At 30.8% G+C, this 18,099-nt stretch carries 15 protein-coding genes and 1 pseudogene; 6 read left to right on the forward strand and 10 right to left on the reverse strand.

What is annotated here, in order from left to right:
* The first annotated feature begins 5 nt into the window (after positions 1-5).
* Positions 6-620 carry an FMN-dependent NADH-azoreductase gene (locus tag GQS58_RS12980; RefSeq protein WP_166386562.1) on the forward strand — a complete coding sequence of 205 codons (615 nt, stop codon included), beginning with the start codon at positions 6-8 and terminating at the stop codon, positions 618-620.
* A 136-nt stretch (positions 621-756) separates the two neighbouring features.
* Here the strand turns inward: GQS58_RS12980 and GQS58_RS12985 are convergent, their stop codons facing one another.
* The 7 genes from GQS58_RS12985 to GQS58_RS13015 form a co-directional block, all read right to left on the reverse strand.
* Positions 757-3,591: a M16 family metallopeptidase gene (locus GQS58_RS12985; RefSeq protein ID WP_166386564.1), complete on the reverse strand. Its 2,835-nt coding sequence runs from the start codon at positions 3,589-3,591 to the stop codon at positions 757-759.
* Between the two features lie 113 nt (positions 3,592-3,704).
* The gene (locus GQS58_RS12990; protein WP_165732480.1) at positions 3,705-3,899 is read right to left on the reverse strand and encodes a hypothetical protein; all 195 of its coding nucleotides are present in this window, start codon (positions 3,897-3,899) and stop codon (positions 3,705-3,707) included.
* Between the two features lie 479 nt (positions 3,900-4,378).
* A complete protein-coding gene (locus GQS58_RS12995) occupies positions 4,379-5,050 on the reverse strand; it encodes a YiiX/YebB-like N1pC/P60 family cysteine hydrolase (RefSeq protein ID WP_166386566.1) in 672 nt (223 codons plus the stop codon).
* A 486-nt stretch (positions 5,051-5,536) separates the two neighbouring features.
* On the reverse strand, positions 5,537-6,607 hold the full coding sequence (locus GQS58_RS13000) for a hypothetical protein (protein ID WP_166386568.1): 1,071 nt from the start codon (positions 6,605-6,607) through the stop codon (positions 5,537-5,539).
* Between the two features lies 1 nt (position 6,608).
* Positions 6,609-8,060 carry an MBOAT family O-acyltransferase gene (locus GQS58_RS13005; protein WP_166386570.1) on the reverse strand — a complete coding sequence of 484 codons (1,452 nt, stop codon included), beginning with the start codon at positions 8,058-8,060 and terminating at the stop codon, positions 6,609-6,611.
* Positions 8,061-8,488: 428 nt separating this feature from the next.
* On the reverse strand, positions 8,489-9,499 hold the full coding sequence (gene galE, locus GQS58_RS13010; protein WP_166386572.1) for a UDP-glucose 4-epimerase GalE: 1,011 nt from the start codon (positions 9,497-9,499) through the stop codon (positions 8,489-8,491).
* A gap of 109 nt (positions 9,500-9,608) precedes the next feature.
* Complete coding sequence (locus GQS58_RS13015; RefSeq protein ID WP_166386574.1) at positions 9,609-10,772, reverse strand: DegT/DnrJ/EryC1/StrS family aminotransferase; 1,164 nt, start codon at positions 10,770-10,772, stop codon at positions 9,609-9,611.
* Positions 10,773-10,869: 97 nt separating this feature from the next.
* On the opposite strand from GQS58_RS13015, the gene GQS58_RS13020 reads away from it, so the two are divergent.
* Entirely contained in the window at positions 10,870-13,254 is a 2,385-nt protein-coding gene (locus GQS58_RS13020) for a penicillin acylase family protein (RefSeq protein ID WP_166386576.1), read from the forward strand.
* A gap of 408 nt (positions 13,255-13,662) precedes the next feature.
* On the opposite strand, the gene GQS58_RS13025 is transcribed toward GQS58_RS13020, so the two are convergent.
* The 3 genes from GQS58_RS13025 to GQS58_RS13035 are packed head-to-tail and all read right to left on the reverse strand — an operon-like array spanning position 13,663 to position 15,774.
* Complete coding sequence (locus tag GQS58_RS13025; protein ID WP_166386578.1) at positions 13,663-14,349, reverse strand: RluA family pseudouridine synthase; 687 nt, start codon at positions 14,347-14,349, stop codon at positions 13,663-13,665.
* 6 nt (positions 14,350-14,355) lie between these two features.
* Positions 14,356-14,967, reverse strand: a complete 612-nt coding sequence (gene yihA, locus GQS58_RS13030; protein ID WP_166386580.1) for a ribosome biogenesis GTP-binding protein YihA/YsxC — start codon at positions 14,965-14,967, stop codon at positions 14,356-14,358.
* A 42-nt stretch (positions 14,968-15,009) separates the two neighbouring features.
* On the reverse strand, positions 15,010-15,774 hold the full coding sequence (locus tag GQS58_RS13035) for an alpha/beta fold hydrolase (RefSeq protein WP_166386582.1): 765 nt from the start codon (positions 15,772-15,774) through the stop codon (positions 15,010-15,012).
* Between the two features lie 202 nt (positions 15,775-15,976).
* Between GQS58_RS13035 and mraZ the strand changes: the two genes are divergently transcribed.
* From mraZ to GQS58_RS17205, 4 genes and pseudogenes are all read left to right on the forward strand, one after another.
* Positions 15,977-16,444, forward strand: coding sequence for a division/cell wall cluster transcriptional repressor MraZ (mraZ, locus tag GQS58_RS13040; RefSeq protein WP_166386584.1), 468 nt, complete (start codon positions 15,977-15,979; stop codon positions 16,442-16,444).
* Positions 16,431-17,330, forward strand: coding sequence for a 16S rRNA (cytosine(1402)-N(4))-methyltransferase RsmH (gene rsmH, locus GQS58_RS13045; RefSeq protein WP_068449615.1), 900 nt, complete (start codon positions 16,431-16,433; stop codon positions 17,328-17,330). The genes mraZ and rsmH overlap by 14 nt, the downstream gene beginning before the upstream one ends.
* Position 17,331: 1 nt before the next feature.
* On the forward strand, positions 17,332-17,658 hold the full coding sequence (locus GQS58_RS13050; protein WP_166386586.1) for an FtsL-like putative cell division protein: 327 nt from the start codon (positions 17,332-17,334) through the stop codon (positions 17,656-17,658).
* 5 nt (positions 17,659-17,663) lie between these two features.
* A pseudogene (locus GQS58_RS17205) lies at positions 17,664-18,099 on the forward strand (penicillin-binding protein); the annotation flags it as partial.

An 18,099-nucleotide genomic window follows, 5' to 3' on the forward strand; every position in this document is an offset into this window, starting at 1 on the left:
TTAAAATGAAAAAAACACTAATTTTAAGTTACACTCCAAGAGAGAATTCAAATACAAAAAAAATGCTTGATTTCTTTATCGAAAATAATCAAGAAAAAACAACAATAACATTTATTGACTTGGCAGAAGAAGCGCCAGATTTATTATTAAAAGAAAATTTGAATCTTTATGTAAATAGAAATTTTGGAGGTGTAGAGCTTACTGATGAAGAACAGAAAGTTTTAGCTAAAAATGATAAAATGATGCAACAATTATTGGATACCGATTTTGTTGTCTTGGCAAGCCCTATGTATAATTTTTCAGTTCCTGCAACCGTAAAAGCGTGGTTTGATGCAGTTATACAGGCTGGAAAAACTTTTGGATATACTGAAACTGGAATTAAAGGGTTTTGTGAAAACACAAAAGCTTTGATATTAATGACAAGTGGTAGTGATTTTGGAATAGAGCCTTATAAAAGTGTTAATTTTGCGACTCCTTTTTTAATAACAGCATTTAATTTTCTTGGAATTCCTGCTCAAGCTATCAATAAGTTTGGTATGATAGAGTATGCAGACAAATCGAATCAAATGATAGCCGATGCAAAAGAAGAAATTAAAGTAGTAAGTAATCAATGGTATTAATTAGTATTCATTTTTAAGCTATTTATGTAGTAGTAAGGCTATTAAGTTTTTTTTGCTTAAAATAATTAATTTAAGAATAAGAAAAGCCCCAATTTTAAAGTTGAAATTGGGGCTTTTCTATGGAATTATCTTAAATTTAATTTTTAATTCTCTGTGTTTTATTTAATAAAATTGGTTCTCCGTACCCTAATTCTTTCATTCTTTCTAATTGTGTTTTTGCATCACCAACAACTAACCAAATCATTTTATTAGGATTTACATATTTGTTAGCCAATGCTGTAATTTGTTCTTTGGTCATGTTATTAACGGTGTTTTCTTGCTCTTTTACATAATCTGCACTCCAACCATAATCGCTAATATTAGACAACATATTTAATTTTGCTCTAGAGGTTTCAAAAGCTCTTGCGTTACTTTTAATTAAGAAACTTTTTGTAGTTTCTAAATCTTTATCAGAAAAAGTAGTTGGGTATTCTTCTAGAATTTGCTTTACCAATAGAGCAGATTCTAAAGTAACATTAGTTCTTACACTGCTAGAAATGGTAAAAGCACCTTTTGCTTTTGTACCAGAAAACCTAGAGCCAATTCCGTATGTATATCCTTTTCCTTCACGTAATTCTTGTGTTAAACGAGAAGCAAAACCACCACCACCTAAAATATAATTCATCACAGAAGCGGCATAAAAATCTTTATCAGTTGCCGCTAAAGCGGGTGTGCCAAACTGTATAACAGATTGTTTTGCATTCGGAATATCATAAAAATAAACAGTAGGTTTAGTTGGTGTTTCTGGTGTTATGTAAGTTGGAATTGTAACTTCTTTAGCTTTCCAATTAGTATTTAAAGTTTCTAAAGAAGCAATTACTTTTTCTTTAGAAATATCTCCCACAATTAACATTTTTGCTACAGAAGGAGAAATGTATTTGTTGTAATAGTTTTTTAAATCTTCTAATGAAATTGTTTCTACGGATGTTGTAGTTCCTAAAATATTTTTAGAACGGATGTTTTCTTTTCCATAAATTAACTCATTGTACGCATTGCTTGCTACAGAATTAGGGCTTGCTTCTTGCTGACGTAAATTAGCAATGGTTGCCTTTTTTAGTAAATAGAATTCGTTTTCATCGAACCTTGGTTCTAATAAAATTTCTTGGGCTAAAGCCAATGTTTTATCATAGTTTTTGGCTAAAGTTGTTCCGCTTAAAGTTATGTTTTCAACATCTGAATAGACATAAATAGAAGCGCCTAATTCTTGAATAGCTTCTTCTAATTCTTTTACACTTTTGTTTTTGGTTCCTTTATTTAATAAATCTGCAGTTAAGTTAGCAACACCTAATTTATCCATAGATTCTAATAATTGGCCTCCATCTATTGTTATATTAAAACGAACTAAAGGCACTTCATCATTTTCAATTCCAAAGATTTTTAAACCATTTTTTAAACTACTTTCGTATACTTTAGGAACTGCTAAAGAAGGGGTTTCACCATAATTTGGTTCTACACTTCTGTCAAAAGAAGAAGGTGTTTTCTCGTACGTTGCAGCAATTTTAGCATCAAAATTTTCTTCTGCACCTGTTACAATTTTTTCTTCAACAACATCTGCTAATTGAGAATTTGTTACTGCTAATTCGGCACTACTTTTAGGAACAAAACTGGTTGCTATATAATTTTTATTTTTTATATATTTATTATAAACACGCATTACATCTTCTGTAGTTACAGATAGTGTTCTTTTAATATCTTCTGTTACAAAGCCTGGGTTGCCCAAATAGGTGTTATAAGATGCAAGGTTGGTTCCTTTACCTAAAACGCTAGAAAGACTTGCGTAAAAATTAGTTTCCTGACCTGCTTTAATTCTATTTAAATCTTTTTCTGAAATTCCTTCAGTTTCAAACTTAGCCAATCCTTTTTCAACTCCAGCTTTTACATCGTCTAGTTTTACATTGTTAAAAGCTCGGATAGAAATTTGAATTTCACCTGCCAATTCAGAATTTCTACTGTACATACCTGTTCTAGAAGTCAATTTTAAATCATCAACTAAAACTTGATTAAGAGGGGCTGATTTACCATCTGTTAAATATTGAGACAACACATCTAGTGCATAAGAGTCCGGATTGTATTGCTCTACAGTTGGCCAAACCATTGTTAATTGCGGAACTCTGGCAAAGTTATCTTCGTAATATAAAAACTTGGTTTCTTTAACAATACCAGGTCTTTTAGTCAATGCAGGTATTTCTTCTTTTCCTTTTGGTATTTCATCAAAATATTTGTGAACCCATTCTGTAGCTTGTGCAATATCTATATCTCCAGACAAGACTAAAGTAGCATTGTTTGGTACGTACCATTTCTTATAAAAATCTTTTACGTCTTGTAAGGTTGCATTTTGTAAGTCTTCTAAAGAGCCAATAACTTGCCAGTTATATGGATGGTCTTTTGGGTATAAGTTTTTACCAATTACATATTGGTTATGTCCATACGGTCTGTTATCTATACTTTGTCTTTTTTCGTTTTTAACAACTTGTTTTTCTTTTGCTAAAACGGGGGCTGTAACGGTGTTTATAAAATAGCCTAATTTATCTGCTTCTGCCCAAATCATTTTTTCTAAACCATCTTTTGGTATGGTTTGTAGGTAATTTGTTCTGTCTCTAGAGGTAGATCCATTAGCACCAGAACCACCAATTTTAGCACTCATTTTGTCTAGACCACCTTTCCCTAAATTTTCTGATTCTAAGAATAATAAATGTTCAAATAAATGAGCAAAACCCGTTCTACCTTCCACTTCCCTTGCAGATCCAACATGCACCATTAGTTCTACAGCTACAACTGGGTCTGATTTATCCACATGAAAAACAACATCTAAGCCGTTTTCTAGTTCAATTTTTTTATAATTGATGCTCAGTTCTGGTGTTTTTTCTTCGGATGATTTTTTACAACTTAATAAGCAAGTTGTTGCTAAGAATACAAGTAATATTTTTTTCATTTAGGTTGATTTTTAAGCTTTTAAAAATACTATTATTTATTGATGGTCATATTTTTTGTATTGTTAAATATAATGCAAAAAAAATCCTAAACTTTAGTTTAGGATTTTGAATATTATTTAGATAAAACGCAGTCTTCACAAGCTTTAATTTCTCCGTAATATGTTTCTCTATATTTGTGTACCGTTTCTATAGGTATGATATTAAATAATCTTTTTTGAATGTAGGTTACATTGGTGTGTAGTTTTCCCATTTTGGGCGTAAATCGTTTTTCTAAGCGTGTTTTTCTTTTAATTTTAATCAGTTTCATGTTTTCTAGTATCATTAATAAATCGGCTACAAATTTATTGTGATTTGAAAGGGCTGTCTATTTATAACTGTTAAAATCCGATAAAAGGGTGAAGAAACATGAATATGTAAAACATTACAAGAAGGTTTTATGGATATGATATTCTAAGGGTGATATAATTATCATATAAGAACATTAAAAAGCAGGAAACTGATTGTAAAGCTTGAGAATTACTTGTAATTATTGGTTTTTGTTTCTGTTTTGGGTGATTTATAAATGATTTTATGAGTGTGCTAAAACTTAGCTGTACATTATTTGTCAAATAGTCAATCGGATTTAGATAGAATGTTTTTTCTCCACCCTTGTTCACTTTTATGATCATACCTCATAAAAGATGGGATTGATGTACCGATTAAATATTCTAAACTTATAAATGAAGCAGCAAAACGAGTTTTAATTATTACTGATGTCGTAAGTTTTTAAAGATAATAAGTTACGCGTTATTTATTCTCATAATCATGTACAAATGTGATGAAAGGACTGCTAGCCATTAAGTTCGGGTTTGTTCCTTCAATTCCTTCGGGAATTGGTTGGTTGCGTGTTTCGTAGTACTTTTTCCAACTATGCATAGGGTTTCCTGTGCTGTCGTTAAATGTCATTGGGTGTGTAAGAAAAGGAATAGAATCTTTAGGTAGGTCTTGAGAAGAAAACATTTTATAAACTAATTCGGAACAATAATAAGAATTGTCATCCCATAAAAAAATCTCATCATAAGGTGTATTTATTCTTTCAATACCATAGGCTATTGCCTTAGAAATATAAGGTTGGTAATAGCTATCTAGTCTAGCCACTGTAGTTTGAGATTTGTTGAGTTTATTTTTATTTCTATTCAGAAACTTTTGTAATGGAGTCTGACGAATACCTTCTTTTGGAATCGCTTCTACTACAAACCATTCTTTATTTTTTTGCATTGCTATGCCAACATGCGAATAGTTTTTAGAAACTGAAGTTGCCGTTACGTCTTTAATGGCATTGTCTATTTCACCTGTTCCTGTATTTTGAAATAGTAAATCTCCTTGTTGCAATTCAAATTTATTCTTTTGATTACTGCAACTGAATAAAATTAAAGAGAGTATAAGGAAAGGATAGGTCTGATTTAAGATTTTATTCATGCTTTTTTGTTGTTAAATTTAGGAATCGTAAAATTACAACGAACTAAATAGATCTAGAATTATTTGAGATTTTTATTTTAAAAATTAACCAAACCAAGTATGTTTCCTGCTATTTTTTTAAACAAACATTTACAACTTGTTTAATATTCTAAATTTCCGTATAATTATTTCCTTGTCAAATATTTTCTATCTCCAATTGTTTGTCAATTTTTGCAGCCATTTCAAAATTTTTAAGTCCGTTATATTTTGGCAAATAGTAAGATTTAAAAATGTTGCAATCGAATTTATAGTGGTTGGATATTAGGAGTTATTTAAACGTTTAATAAGTTTTTAAAATAAAAAAACGAACAGATATGAGTTCGTTTTTATTTTTGTGATTGATTTTCGGTTTCGTTAACGGTTAGTATATGAGGCGTTGGGTGCTTTGGAAAACCTAACTTTCAAATTACTATACCGTTTATTAATACTTATGATTTTTCAATTTAATCACCAATCAACCAGTGACTTATATACATTGTTGTGCGTTTGTACTTCTAATATTTTTTGAATTGTTTTTTCTTTACTGTGCATCCCATCATAAAATCCTGTATTGTCAATCTCTATTTTTACAGGATTAAAAGAACCAAATATTCTTATATTATTCTGACGAGCATATTTAATTATTTTATTTTCTTCTTCTAAAATAATTTTATAGTCTTCTTTTATTTTTGCATAGACTAATGGGTGATATGGTGCTAAGAAAAAACTCAATTCAATATCATTAGCTAGTACTTCTTTACATAAGTCGTCAAATTCACTAAATATTTTAGGTGATATGCTATCAAATTTTTCAATTGAGTATATTTTACCTGCAATATAGCTCTTCATTTTATTATCTACATCTGTAACAGATGCATTTCTATATTTTTCAGAGTACGCAAGCGAACCATCTTTAATTTTCGTATTGCTTTCATTATATATTTTATTACTTGCAATAGGATTCGATTTACCTAAAATTACTGCAGGTAAACTTCTTAATGAGGACTGAAAATAGGAAAACGAAAATAATTGTTGTGTTTTGTTGTTCAAAATATCCTTATCTATTGTTTTGTTGAAAAAACTATAATATTCTCTTTTTAAAGAATTCCATCTTGTTTGCCCATTATTTTCATTAAAAATCCAAGGGTCAATACCTAAAATAATTTTCTTTGGTAAAATATTTTTTGTTTTATACATTTGATAAATAGCAATAAGATCTTCAATACTTGCTCCTGAAACGCTATTATTTATTACTTTTTTATCTTCAAAATAAGAACTGTTTATAAGCATCGTCCTGCTTGAACCAAGAATTAATATATCTGGTTTACTTTTAATTTTATTAATCAATTCCTTTTGTAAAATTCGCTCATCATAATTTGAAATATTTGTAGCATTTTTGCTGGTATAAATAATATTAGCAATATTACGCTCATATCCAGTATGAAATATTTTTGCAGCATCTCCCCAGTAATTTACGGACATAAGAAGTGTCAATATAACTATTGCAAATATGGATGTTTTAATTATAAATTTTTTCATATTAAAATTGGAAATATATAAATGAATTTTCATTAAAATTACCTAAACTAATTATAATAATAATAATACATAGATAAAAGCCGTATCGTAAATAACTATTTTTTATAGTAGATAAGTCTTGAATAGCAAATTGTTTATTTCGTCCTATCCATTCTACGATAATGAAAAAACCAATTAAAATTATTGTTGTTAGGGCTAATCTCATTTGTGGAAAATGAGGAATAGATATTAATGATTTTGAAAAAATAGTTGATAAATAACTTAAAGCGTGTCCAATATCATCTGCTCTAAAAAACACCCAACCTAATACAGTTAAGCCAAAAGTTATTCCCATTTGAAAGAACTCTCTAATTGAAGGGAGATATTTACCTTCTGCCACTGTATCGGTATTTATTCTGTTTTTCCCAAGTAGTAACAAAGGCATAAAGTATAAAGCATTTAATACTCCCCAAGCAATAAAAGTCCAATTTGCACCGTGCCAAAAGCCACTTATAACAAATATTATAAATGTATTTCTAACTTTCATCCAAGTTCCGCCACGACTACCTCCTAATGGAATATATAAATAATCTCTAAACCAAGTAGAAAGTGAAATGTGCCATCTTCTCCAAAACTCTGCAATATCTCTTGAAAAATATGGGAAATTAAAATTCTGCATTAAATTAAAGCCAAAAAGTCTTGATGTTCCAATTGCAATATCAGAATATCCCGAAAAGTCCCCATAAATTTGAAATGTAAAAAACAATGCACCTAAAACTAATGTACTTCCAGAATAATCAGCCGAATTATTAAATATCTCATTCGCTAATTGTGCCGCATTATCTGCGATTACAATCTTTTTGAATAAACCCCATAAAATTTGTCTTAGTCCGTCAACTGCTTTATCGTATTCAAATTTTCTTTTCTTATAGAATTGAGGTAATAAATTTGTTGCTCTTTCAATTGGCCCAGCAACTAATTGAGGAAAAAAACTTACAAACGCTGTAAACGCAATAAAATCTTTAGTAGGTTCAAGTTTTTTTCTGTAAACATCTATTGTGTAACTAAGAGTCTGAAATGTATAGAAACTAATTCCAACTGGTAGAATGATATTCAGTCCTTGTGGATTTATAGGATGTCCAAAGAAACTAAATGCTTCTACAAAATTGGCTAAAAAGAAATTATAATATTTAAAAAATCCTAGAAATCCAAGATTAACAACTAAACTTGTCCAAAGTAGTATTTTTCTTTTCGTCTGGTTTTCTTCATTTAATAATTTACGACCAATTGTATAATCTACTAATGTACTAAATAGTATTAGAGAAAGAAATCTCCAATCCCACCAACCGTAAAAAACATAACTTGCAACAACTATTAGAAAGTTTTGAAGTTTTAAATTTTTATTCGCAACAAACCAATATAATAGAAATACTATTGGTAGAAATACTGCAAAATCTATTGAGTTAAAAAGCATTTATAATTCCTTGTTTAATGTTTGTAATTTCATTTTGTATGACGCACAACTCTAATGATTTTAAATCGTTTCAATGTTTTATATCAGAAGTTAACGAAGTTAGCTTTTTTTAATTTTAGAATCAAACTAAATTGACTCTTCTGGAGTTGTTTTTAAGCTAATGCTGGCGTGTTTTCTACATTCAGTTTTTCCGAATAAGATTTGTAATTCAGCACCTACCAAATACAGTCTAACTCCATTTGTTTATCAATGTTTTAGAGCATTTCAAAATTTTTAAGACCGTTCTATTTTTGGACAATTCACAATTATATAAAGCTTGTAAATAAAGTAATTATTATAACTAGATCTTATATTTTCTAAGACTTATATGGTTTCTCATTAAAACAAAAAAAAACTCCAATCGGTAAAGATTGGAGTTTTTAAGAATTTTATTTCTGAGCTAATTGCCATTTCCAAGAAGCCTCAAGTGCTTCTTCTAGAGTTTTTTCTGTTTTCCAGTTCAACTCTTTATTAGCAATAGTAGTGTCTGCAAAAGCAGCAGTAATATCACCTTCTCTTCTAGGGACAATTTTATAATTTAAAGGTTTTCCAGAAGCTTTTTCAAAAGCTTTAATTACCTCTAATACAGAACTTCCTTTTCCGGTACCTACATTAAAGTATTCAAATGCTTTTTTATTGTTCTTTTTAATCAAACGTTGTAAAGCGGCAATGTGTGCTTTTGCTAAATCTACTACGTGAATATAATCACGAACCGCAGTTCCGTCTACCGTATCATAATCATCACCAAAAACAGATAATTCTGCACGCATTCCTGCAGCTGTTTGTGTAATGTAAGGAATTAAATTTTGAGGAACACCTAAAGGTAATTCTCCAATTTTTATGGTTGGGTGTGCTCCAATTGGGTTAAAGTATCTTAAAGCGATAATATTTAAACCATGTGCTTTACTAGCATCTCTTAAAATTTCTTCGCCAATTTGTTTGGTATTCCCGTAGGTAGATTCTGCAGCTTTTACAGGTGCATTTTCTGTAATAGGCAATTCATCTGCCTGACCGTAAACGGTACATGAAGAAGAGAAAATAAAGTTGTCTAACTTTCTATCTCTCATTTCTTGCAATAAATATACTAGGGTTCCTAAATTATTTTCATAATAATCTAAAGGTTTGTGCATGCTTTCTCCAACTGCTTTAAAGGCTGCGAAATGTATAATTCCGTCTACTTTATTATTGTCGAAAAAGTTTTTCACATCACTTTTAACTCTTAAATCTATGTTGTGATAATCTGGTTTTGTACCTGTAATTTCTGTGATTTTGTCTAAAACTCCAATAGAAGTGTTTGATAAATCGTCAATAATTACCACTTCAAAACCTTCGTTTTGTAATTCTACAACAGTGTGAGAACCAATAAAACCTAAGCCTCCAGTTACTAGTATTTTTTTCATTGTGTTTAGTTTATACCTATCATTGCGAGGAAATATGATGAAGTAGTCTGTTTGGTTATTTTTGAGATTGCCACGTCGTTACTCCTCGCAATGACGTGGCAATTACTTTTTAGTTTACAAAATCTAAAATAGTCTTTGTAATAAATTCTAATTGTTCTTTGTCTAGCTCTGTGTGCATTGGTAAAGAAATTACCGTTTTAATTAACTCATTGGTTACAGGGAAATCACTTTCCTTATAACGAGTGTCTGCATACGCTTTTTGAGAATGCAAAGCTACAGGATAATAGATTGCATTCGGAATTCCTTGGTCTAATAAATGTTTGTGTAAATCGTCTCTTTTACCATTTGTAATTTGCAATGTATATTGATGAAAAACGTGACAATCACAGGTGTTACAAATTTCTCCACAACTTTGTGTTGCGTTCGATTTTGTTGTTGGTGTAATGATATGTTCTGAAGCCGATAAAGCTGTGTTATAAAAACGAGCAGCATTTCTTCTTGCTTCACAATAAGTGTCTAAAAGTGGTAGTTTTGCTTTTAAAACTCCGGCTTGTATAGAATCTAAACGAGAATTTACACCCACTACATCATGGTAATAACGTGTGTACATTCCGTGATTTACAATACCTCTAATTGTATGCGCTAAAGCATCATCATTAGTAAAAATAGCACCACCATCTCCATAACAACCTAAATTTTTAGAAGGGAAAAAAGAAGTTGTTCCTACATTACCAATAGTACCTGCTTTCTTTTTTGTTCCGTCTTTAAATGTGTAATCTGCTCCAATTGCTTGTGCATTGTCTTCAATTACAAAAAGATTGTGTTCTTTTGCAATTTCCATAACGGCATCCATATTTGCTACTTGTCCGAATAAATGAACAGGTACAATGGCTTTTGTTTTTGGAGTAATCGCTCTTTTTAAAGCTTCAATATCTATGTTGTACGTGTCTGCATCTACATCCACTAAAACAGGGGTCAATTTTAACAATGCAATTACTTCTACAGTTGCTGCAAAAGTAAAATCGGCAGTAATCACTTCATCACCTTGTTCTAAACCTAATCCCATCATTGCTATTTGCAATGCATCGGTTCCGTTTGCACAAGGAATTACGTGCTTTACACCTAGATATTTCTCTAAATCTGCTTGAAATTCATGAACTAAAGGTCCATTTATGTATGCTGAAGTATTTAAAACCTCTTCTATAGAAGAATTTACAGCTTCTTTTATTTGTTGATATTGACCTTGTAGGTCAACCATTTGAATTTTTTTCATATAAAAAATTTTGCTCATCAAAAATACAACTTACTTTCATTTTCTTTGTAGTTATCCGTAAATAATAATTCTGTTATCTTTGAAAAAAATCAATTTTATGAAGTTTTTAGGACGTTTTTTTAAAATTCTGTTAATTCTTGTAGTCTTGCTGGTGGTTTCTGTTTGGGTGTACTCTAAAACATATCACCCTAAATATTCTGGGGAGTTAGAATTAAAAAATATTTCTGAAGAAGTAACTGTTTATTTTGATGAAATAGGTGTGCCGCATATCAATGCTCAAAATGAAGAGGATGCTTATGTTGCTTTAGGGTATGTGCATGCGCAAGAAAGATTGTGGCAAATGGAATTAATGCGAAGAATTGCGTCCGGAAGATTGTCTGAGATTTTTGGAAAAGACTTGGTAAGTGTAGATCAGTTTTTTGGAGGGTTAGGAATTGAAGAAGCTGCAGAGGTAACAATTGCTGGTCTAGATAAAACGACTCAATCTTATATTTTAACCCAGTCTTATTTAGATGGAATAAATCAATATATAGAAGAGGGAAAAACACCCTTAGAATTTACGTTGGTAGGAGTGGAGAAAGAGAAGTATACAATGAAAGATATTTATAATGTTTTTGGTTATATGTCTTTTAGTTTTGCAGCTGCTCATAAAACGGATCCTTTATTAACTGAGATTAAAGAAAAACTTGGAGATTCTTATTTAAATGAATTATTGAGTACTAATAATGAGTATTTAACAATTAACAGAACAAGTATTCCAACTAAAGTTGAAGCTACATTTTCTAAATCAGTAGCTGCCATTATGGACGATTTACCTGTTTCTCCTTTTATTGGTAGTAATGCTTGGATTTTAGGTCCGGAAAAAACGAAGAACGGAAAAGTGATTTTTGAAAACGATCCGCATATTGGGTTTTCGCAACCTTCAGTTTGGTATCAAAACCATATAAAAACACCCGATTTTGAAATTTATGGATTCAATATTGCTTTAATGCCATTTCCTTTATTAGGACATAATAGAGAATATGCTTATGGTTTAACCATGTTGGCAAATGATGATCTAAACTTTTATGTAGAAGAAAATAATCCTGCGGATGCAGCAGAATATAAAACCAAAGAAGGTTATAAAAAATATGAATTTAGGGACAAAACCATTCGTATAAAGAATGAAGAGGATACTACTTTTCTGGTAAAAGTAAGTAAACACGGACCTATAATGAATAATTTAATAACACATATTATAGATGATAGACCTATTGCCATGAATTGGGTGTACACGCAACTGCCTAATGAAATGTTAGATGTTTCTTATAAAATGTCTCATGCAAACTCTATGAAAGATTTTAAAAGTGGAGTTGCTAGAATTCACGCACCAGGTTTAAATGTAATGTATGGTGATGCAAAAGATAATATTGCTTGGTTTTCTTCGGCAAGATTGTATCAACTAAGAGACAGTTTGTCTTCTAAAACTTATTTAAATGGAGCTTCTGGAAATGATGAAATCTTAGAGTTTTTACCTTTTGAAGAAAATCCGAAAGCTATAAACCCAAGTTGGAATTATGTGTATTCGGCCAATAATCAAGTAGATTCTGTAAGAGGAGAATTGTATCCTGGTTATTATCAGCCGCAAGATAGAGCTAAAAGAATTGTAGAATTATTAGATAAAAAGAATGATTTTACAAGAGAAGATGTTGCGAATATGACTTATGATGTGAAATCATCTACAGTGCCTAATATTATTCGTGGTTTGTTAAAAAGTGTAGATAAATCTGATTTGTCTGCATCGGAAAGAAAAGCGTTTTCTGTTCTTGAAAATTGGGATGGAAACTATTTAAAAACAGCTGTTGGCCCAACAATTTACAATCGTTTTTTATATGAGTTTTTAAGCGCGACTTATAAAGATGAATTGGGTGGTAGTTTCGAGTTGTTTATCAATTCTCAATTGCAGGATGAAGTATTGCCAAATCAACTAAATAGAGAGCATTCTGTTTGGTGGGATAATATTGCTACGAAAGATAAGGTTGAAACGAAAAGTGATATTATACAAACGTCTTATAAAAGTGCTTTTTCATTTTTACAAAATCAGTTAGGTGAAAATGTAGAAAATTGGACTTGGAACAGAGTGATCTCAGTAGAGTATGAGCATGCAATAGGTAAAGCAGGCGGATTGTTGCGAAAACTGTTTAACTTAGGTCCTTATGAAACTATTGGTGGGAATGAAGTGATAAATAATCAGATTTTTAAACTAGATAGTACGGGGTATTATAAAGTAGCTGCGGGACCATCTACAAGAAGGATTATCGATTTTTCTGATGTAGAAAATAGTTTAGCAATTATACCTACCGGGCAATCTGGTAATGTGTTTAGTAGGTATTACAAAAATCAAACTAAAAAATACTTAGAAGGGAAATTTGTAAAAATGAAACTAAATCAAGCTGAAATTGAACAAAGTAAAAATGTGTTGATTTTTAAGCCGATGGAGTAGTTTTTTGTTCTTGGTCATCTGAAAAAAATAAAACACTTAGTTTTGTCATTTCGACCTTTTGGGAGAAATCCCATAAGGTTAGGTAGGTCCTTGTTATCACTGTTATGAGATTTCTCCTATCGTCGAAAAGACAATTGTTATGCGGTTATGCAATCAGTTTGTCATTTCTTCCTTAGTGGAAAATTATATAAAATTAGGTAGGTGTTTGTTATCACTGTTATGAGATTTCTCCTAACGTCGAAATGACAATTGTTATGCTGTTTTGCAATCAGTTTGTTATTTTTATCCTTATAGGAAATCCCATAAAATTAGGTAGGTGTTTGTTATCATTGCTATGAGATTTCTCCTAGCCTCGAAATGACAATTGGAGTTAAAAATGACAATTAGAGGTGTTTTAAGAATGATAAATTACAAACAGGCGTTCCAAATAACTTCTTTCGGAGTCGGTGCTGTAACGGTAACTTGTTCTTTTGTGACTGGATGTATAAATTGAATTCTACGAGCATGCAAATGAATACTTCCATCTTTGTTGCTTCTGTTAAATCCGTATTTTAAATCTCCTTTTATAGGACAGCCAATATTAGATAATTGCGATCTAATTTGGTGGTGTCTTCCGGTTTCTAAATCTACCTCTATTAAGGAGTAATTATCTAGTTTTTTAATAACGGCATAATGAAGAATCGCTTTTTTGCTACCATCAATTTCTTTAGGGTATGCCGTAGATTTATTATTCTTCGGGTTCTTTTTTAAGAAATTAATTAAGGTGTCTTTTTCTTTCTTCGGATGGTTTTTTACAACTGCCCAATAGGTTTTATTAATTGTTTTTTCTCGTAGCATCTTATTAAGACGTTCTAGAGATTTAGACGTTTTCGCAAAAATAATAATACCAGAAGTGGGTCTGTCTAATCTATGCACAACACCCAAATATACGTTTCCAGGTTTGTCGTACTTGTCCTTAATGTATTCTTTTACAACATCACTTAAAGGTTTATCACCTGTTTTATCACCTTGTGTAATATCGCCTGCGCGTTTATTTACAATGATAATGTGGTTGTCTTCAAATAAAATTTGTAAATTTTCTTTAGTAGAATGCATTTTTGATTATTTAAAATCTTTAGCAACATCTTTATTCACTCCATCAATAAAATTTAAAAACTCTTCTCTACCAAGTCCGGTAGAAGAAGAAGTAATAAAAGACATTGGAAGCGTTTCCCAAGTGTTTAATAATTTCTTTTTATAAGAAGTAATTTGCTTGTTTATTTTAGAGCTTCCTAATTTGTCTGCTTTGGTAAAAGCAATACAAAACGGAATTTGGTTTTCGCCTAAAAATTTCATGAACTCTAAATCAATTTTTTGAGGATCGTGTCTAGAATCAATTAAAACAAAAGTACATACTAGTTGTTCTCTTTCTTTGAAGTAGTTTTCTATAAAAAACTGAAAAATAGTTCTTTTCTTTTTTGAAACTTTAGCATAACCGTAACCAGGTAAATCTACTAAAAACCACTCTTCATTAATTTTAAAATGATTAATAAGTTGTGTTTTTCCAGGTTTTCCAGAAATTTTTGCTAAATCTTTACGTTCCATTAACATGTTAATTAATGAAGATTTACCAACATTAGAACGTCCTATAAATGCATATTCTGGCATTCTTTCTTTTGGAGCATTCGTAACATTACTATTACTCATTACAAAATCTGCAGATCTAATTTTCATTATACTGGGGTGTCTTTTTATTGAAATTTCTCTAAGTGAGAATTATATGTTTTTAGAAGTAAGCCAAGCGTGAAGAATGTTGTTAAATTCTTCTGGTTTCTCCATCATTGCTGCATGTCCACATTTATCTATCCAGAATAATTCTGAGTTCGATAAAAGTTTATGAAAGTCTTCTGCTGCCTCAGGTGGTGTTACACCGTCTTGTTTTCCCCAAATTAAACATGTTGGATGTTTCATATCGGGTAAATCTTTAGCCATATTATGTCTTATGGCACTTTTGGCAATAGATAAAGTTTTTAAAGCTTTCATTCTGTCATTAACAGTACTGTAAACATCGTCTACTAATTCTTTAGTTGCAATAGCTGGGTCGTAAAAAACTTCTCTAGCTTTTTGCTCTATATATTCGTAGTTTCCTCTTTTAGGAAAACTATCTCCCATCGCTTTTTCATACATACCAGAACTACCGGTAAGTACAAGTGCACTTACTTTTTGTGGGTAATGTTTTGTAAAATATAATGCAATGTGCCCTCCTAGAGAGTTCCCTAAAAGAATGGCGTGTTCTACTTTTTTATGTTCTAAAAACTCCTTTAAAAACTTTGCTAAGTTTTTAACATTTGTTTTTATAAGGGGTAATGAGTATAATGGTAATTCAGGTATTAAAACCTTATATCCGTTATTGGAAAAATGATCAAATGTTGAGTCGAAATTACTCAAAGCACCCATTAATCCGTGTAAAATAATGATTACAGGTCCTTCTCCAGCTTCTGCATATGTAAATTTCCCTTCCTCTGTTAACTTATCAGTCATTAAATTTTTAATTGGCTTAGAAGCAAATGTAATTCTTTTTTGCGAAATAAATATCGTTTTCGTAAAGGACTATTTTTAAAATAAAATGGGTTCTAATTGCAATGAATTGTTAATAAAAGCGTTATTTATTAACAAAGTGGTAAAATGTGGTAAAAAGTGGTAAAATTTACATATTTTTGACTTCAATTAATATATTTTAAGAGTGATAAACCTAATCGGTACATATGAGTGTAAATCAGATGCTAAGGGAAGATTGATGTTTTCATCAGCCTTTAAAAAGCAACTGGATTCTGTGTTACAAGATGGTTTTGTGGTGAAAAGAGCTGTTTTTCAACCGTGTTTAGAGTTGTATCCAATGAAAGAGTGGAACTTGATGATGGAAAAAATCAACAAACTTAACAGGTTTAATAAAAAGAATAATGATTTTATTAGAAGATTTACAGCAGGAGTAAAGATGGTAGAATTAGACGCTAGTGGTAGAATTTTAATTCCGAAAGACTTGTTTGAGTTTGCGGGTATTAAAAAACAAGTAGTAATGTCTTCTTCAGTGAATATCATTGAAATTTGGGATAAAGAGAAGTATGAAAAAGCCATTGATGATGCAGCAGATGATTTTGCTGATTTGGCTGAAGAGGTAATGGGAAATACAGAATTAGATGAATTATCATAATCCAGTTTTATTGCAAGAAAGTGTAGATGCGTTAGCTATTAAAGAAGACGGTGTTTATGTAGATGTTACGTTTGGTGGCGGAGGACATTCAAGAGAAATTTTGAAAAGATTGGGTGCTAACGGGAAATTGTTTGGTTTTGATCAAGATCCAGATGCTTTAGGAAATGTAATTGATGATGAACGTTTTGTTTTAATACCTGAGAATTTTAGATATATCTCAAGGTTTTTAAGGTTTAATGGTGTTCGAAAAGTAGATGGTGTTTTGGCGGATTTAGGTGTTTCTTCTCATCAATTTGATGAAGCGGAAAGAGGTTTTTCTACACGTTTTGATGGTGATTTAGATATGAGAATGAATCAGAAATCTAAAACATCAGCTAAAGAGATTGTCAATTCATATTCCGAAGAAAAATTAGCGGAAATATTGTTTTTATATGGCGAATTGAGAAATTCTAGAAATATAGCAAAAACAATTGTAGAGAAAAGACAAGAAGAGAAAATAGATACAAGTTTTCAGTTAAGAAAAGTATTGCAAAAATATTTGCCAAAAGCAAAAGAACATAAAATAATTGCACAAATATTTCAGGCAATTCGAATAGAGGTAAATGAGGAGTTAGATGTTTTAAAAGAGTTTTTAGAGCAGATGCCTAATTTGTTGAAAGAAGATGGTCGATTAAGTGTAATTTCTTACCATTCTTTAGAAGATCGACTAGTGAAAAGATTTATAAGAACAGGTTTGTTTAAAGGAGAATTAGAGAAAGATGTTTTTGGTAGAAGTAATGAGCCAATGCAAAAAGTAGGGAAGTTGATTGTGCCTACGGCGCAAGAAATTAAACTAAATAATAGAGCTCGTAGTGCTAAGTTAAGGATAGCAACTTTAAGAAAGTAAAATGTCTAAAGTTAAAAAAGGAGTCTACGATTTTCTGAGAGGAAGTTTTCTTACAGATGATGCCGCTTTTAATAATTGGCGAATTATCATTTTTGTAGTTGCATTGTTGTTAATTATGATAACAAGTGCACATAGAGCAGAACGAAAAGTTATTCAGATTTCAAAGATGAATAAAGAGAAAAGAGAGTTAAGAGCAGTGTATGTGGATACTGGTACTATTTTAATGAGAATGAAAATGGAGTCGAGTATCAGAGAAAAAGCAAAAGCAAGAGGTTTAGAGCCTTTAAAATCCCCTCCCAAAAAAATAAAAGTAACCATTAAAGATTAATAAAATTGGCAACTCAGAAAAAAAGCATACTTACCAAATTCTACATAGTAGCTGCTTTTATGACGCTGTTTTTGTTGGCTATTGTGTTTCGTATTTTTTCCATTCAACATACGGAGGGAGATAAGTATAGAAAATTGTCTACAGAATTAACTATCAGGCAAGATACTATTTACGCTAATAAAGGAAATGTCTATGCGGCAGATGGTAATTTGTTGGCTACTTCTATGTCTAAATTTACAATTAGAATGGATGTGGTTGCTGTAGATAGTGAGGTTTTTGAGAAAAACTTTGTAGCGCTGTCTAAGGCTCTTTCTGGTATGTTTGGTAAAACGCCTTACTATTATCAAAATAAATTAAGGACTGCAAAAAAGAGAAGAAACAGGTATTTGTTAATTGCTAGAAATGTAGGGTATACAGATTATTTGAAGGTTAAAGAATTTC

The organism is Polaribacter sp. 11A2H (assembly GCF_011379025.1).
In the GTDB taxonomy this organism is placed as follows: domain Bacteria; phylum Bacteroidota; class Bacteroidia; order Flavobacteriales; family Flavobacteriaceae; genus Polaribacter.